The following is a 2,392-nucleotide window of genomic DNA, read 5'->3' as shown; positions in this document are numbered from 1 at the left end:
GGGTTCTTCATCGTTGATAACCAGGTATTGCTGTTTTTAATGTATTTTGTAAGGAATTTCTGCGCCTTCAAAATCTCCCTTGCCTTTATTTCATCAACTCCGCGCTTAATAAGCCTTTTCAAAGCAAGTTCTTCAGGACAATCTACGAATATAACCAGGTCACAATAATCATCAAGACCTATCTGATGTAGCAACGCTCCGTCAATAACTAAATGCTTTTGGGCTTTTGAAAGGATATCTATTACTTTTTTCTTTATCAGTGGATGCACTACGGCGTTTAATTGCCTTAGCTTTTCAGGATTGTTGAACACAATTTCAGCAAGGACTGCTCTGTCTACATGGTCATTAGAAATTATCTGTGCCCCGAAGAGCTCCTTCAGTTTATCCTGTATCTCCTCCAAAACTTCATGACCCACTTTATCAAGTTCAATAATTCCCAGGCCACGCCTTTTGAGAGCATCAGCCAATGTGGATTTGCCACAACCTGCTTTGCCGGTAATGCCAATAATCATCAGAGCAACTTTTTCCCCTTTTCAATCGCGTTCATAACAGTTACAGCTATTTCACTTTTCGCTTCTTTGAGTGATTCCAGCTCTCCTGGAGACAAAACCGCTACATCACCTTCAAAATCATCTCGCTCCTCGAGGAATTTCATAAGCTCTTCAGGATCTTTCGTGATGATTGTATAAAAAGGAACTTCCTCACCTTCAATAAGGTATATTTCTTCCACATTGAACTCTCTTAACTTCTCTATGAGATCTGTCATAGTTTCAGCCTCCAGTTATCACCAGAATATTCTTTTAGAAAATCTTCGTAGCTCTTTCTTCCCATAAGTCCATAGGTGATCTTCTTTCCAAGTTCCACACCGGGCTGATCATAAGGATTTATGTGAAGCAATTCACCCATGGTTGCAGTCAAAAGTTCATAATAGAGTATAAACTCGCCAACGTTTTCCTCGTTTAATTCCGGAAAGGTAACCGTAAGGTTGGGAACACCGTTTTTCGCCAGAGCGAGTGCAGTACCATATTGCTCAGAATTCAACAAAGTTGAAAGTTTCTTTCCACCGAGGTAAGAAAGAGCCTCTATATCGTTGTGCAAAGCCGGGATTTCGTAATCAGTTGAAAAGTTTTCGAGTTTTAAAAAAGTGATTATTTTATCTTTTGGACCTTCGTTATACAATTGTACCTGTGAATGCTGGTCCACTGCTCCGAGAGCTTTAACCGGGGTTTGACCTGTAAACACTTCCCTGCCATCGCGATCAAATCTCTTCCCGAGCGATTCTGCCCAGAGTTGGCGATACCGGTCCGCCAGTGAATAAAGCCGATTGGAATAAGGCATCATAACCGAGATGTTTTTTCCGCTGTTAATAGCTTCAAGGTGCAAAAGCGCATTTAATATAAGCGGGTTTTCGCTTGCTTTTCGGTTTTTATAGCGTTCCAAACCGTGCCTTGCCCCCATATACAGCGCATCTATATTTATGCCTTCAGCGAAAGCTGATGCGAGACCTACTGGAGTCAAGATACTGAACCTGCCACCAACATCTTCAGGAATTGTGAGAGTTTTTATCCCTTCTTTTCTTGCGATAGTTCTCAGAACCCCTTTTTCAGGGTCAGTTGTAAAGAGCAAATGCTCAGCAGGTGATAAGCCAGCCTTGTCCAGAAAACCTCTTACGACAAGGTAATTTGCCATTGCTTCAGCCGTTGTGCCAGATTTTGAAATAACGTTAAAGAGCGTTCTTGATAAATCAATCTTTGAAAGCACAGCATTAACGAATTCAGGGTCAACATTGTCAACAACAAAAACACGCGCTTTACCTTTTCTGTCAAAATCTGTTAAATTCCAGTTCAAAGGTTTCAGGGAATTATGAAGGGCGATGTTGCCCAGTGCTGAGCCTCCGATACCCAGAACCACAACGTTCTCAAAGTTAGCAAACCAGCTGGTAAGGTTTTTGACTTCCTCGAGGTATTCCTTAGTTTCCAGAATTCTAATGAATCCCGGTTTAGCATCTATAACCTTTTTAAGTGCTTCAGAAGCAACCTCTGACCGTTCTAATATTTCCTCATATGTAACACCCGTTCCGAGATTTTCCTTGAAAGCCAGCGAAAAATCGAAGTTTAGCATGTTACCACTCCCTCAGTATGTAATCAGAGCTTTTACCTGATAATCCTTTAACTTTTTCCGGGGTTCTAAAAATGAGAGTTCAATGATTGTCAAAATTCCCGCAACTTCACCGCCGGCTTCCTTGATCATTTCAGCTATTGCTTTTATAGTACCACCAGTTGCAAGTACATCATCAAGGATCAAGACTCTATTACCTTTTGCAATGGCATCGGTATGCATTTCAAGGGTAGCCTCACCATATTCAAGTGAATAGGATTTAGATATTACCTCA

General features: G+C 41.2%; 4 protein-coding genes. All 4 read right to left on the bottom strand.

Annotation, left to right across the window (positions count from 1 at the left end; all coding sequences use genetic code 11):
* A partial coding sequence (coaE, locus tag AC3LHT_RS07545; protein WP_488662460.1) for a dephospho-CoA kinase occupies positions 1-512 on the bottom strand: 512 nt, incomplete at its 3' end.
* Complete coding sequence (locus AC3LHT_RS07540) at positions 512-766, bottom strand: hypothetical protein (protein WP_290644309.1); 255 nt, start codon at positions 764-766, stop codon at positions 512-514. The genes coaE and AC3LHT_RS07540, both read right to left, overlap by 1 nt.
* Positions 763-2,121, bottom strand: a complete 1,359-nt coding sequence (locus AC3LHT_RS07535; protein ID WP_488662459.1) for a glucose-6-phosphate isomerase — start codon at positions 2,119-2,121, stop codon at positions 763-765. The genes AC3LHT_RS07540 and AC3LHT_RS07535 overlap by 4 nt, the downstream gene beginning before the upstream one ends.
* A 12-nt stretch (positions 2,122-2,133) precedes the next feature.
* The coding region (locus AC3LHT_RS07530) for a phosphoribosyltransferase family protein (RefSeq protein WP_488662458.1) at positions 2,134-2,392 on the bottom strand (259 nt) is incomplete at its 5' end.

This window comes from Kosmotoga sp. (assembly GCF_982836095.1).
The sequence above is the reverse complement of the archived record's forward strand: the minus strand, read 5'-3'. Positions and strand labels throughout refer to the sequence as shown.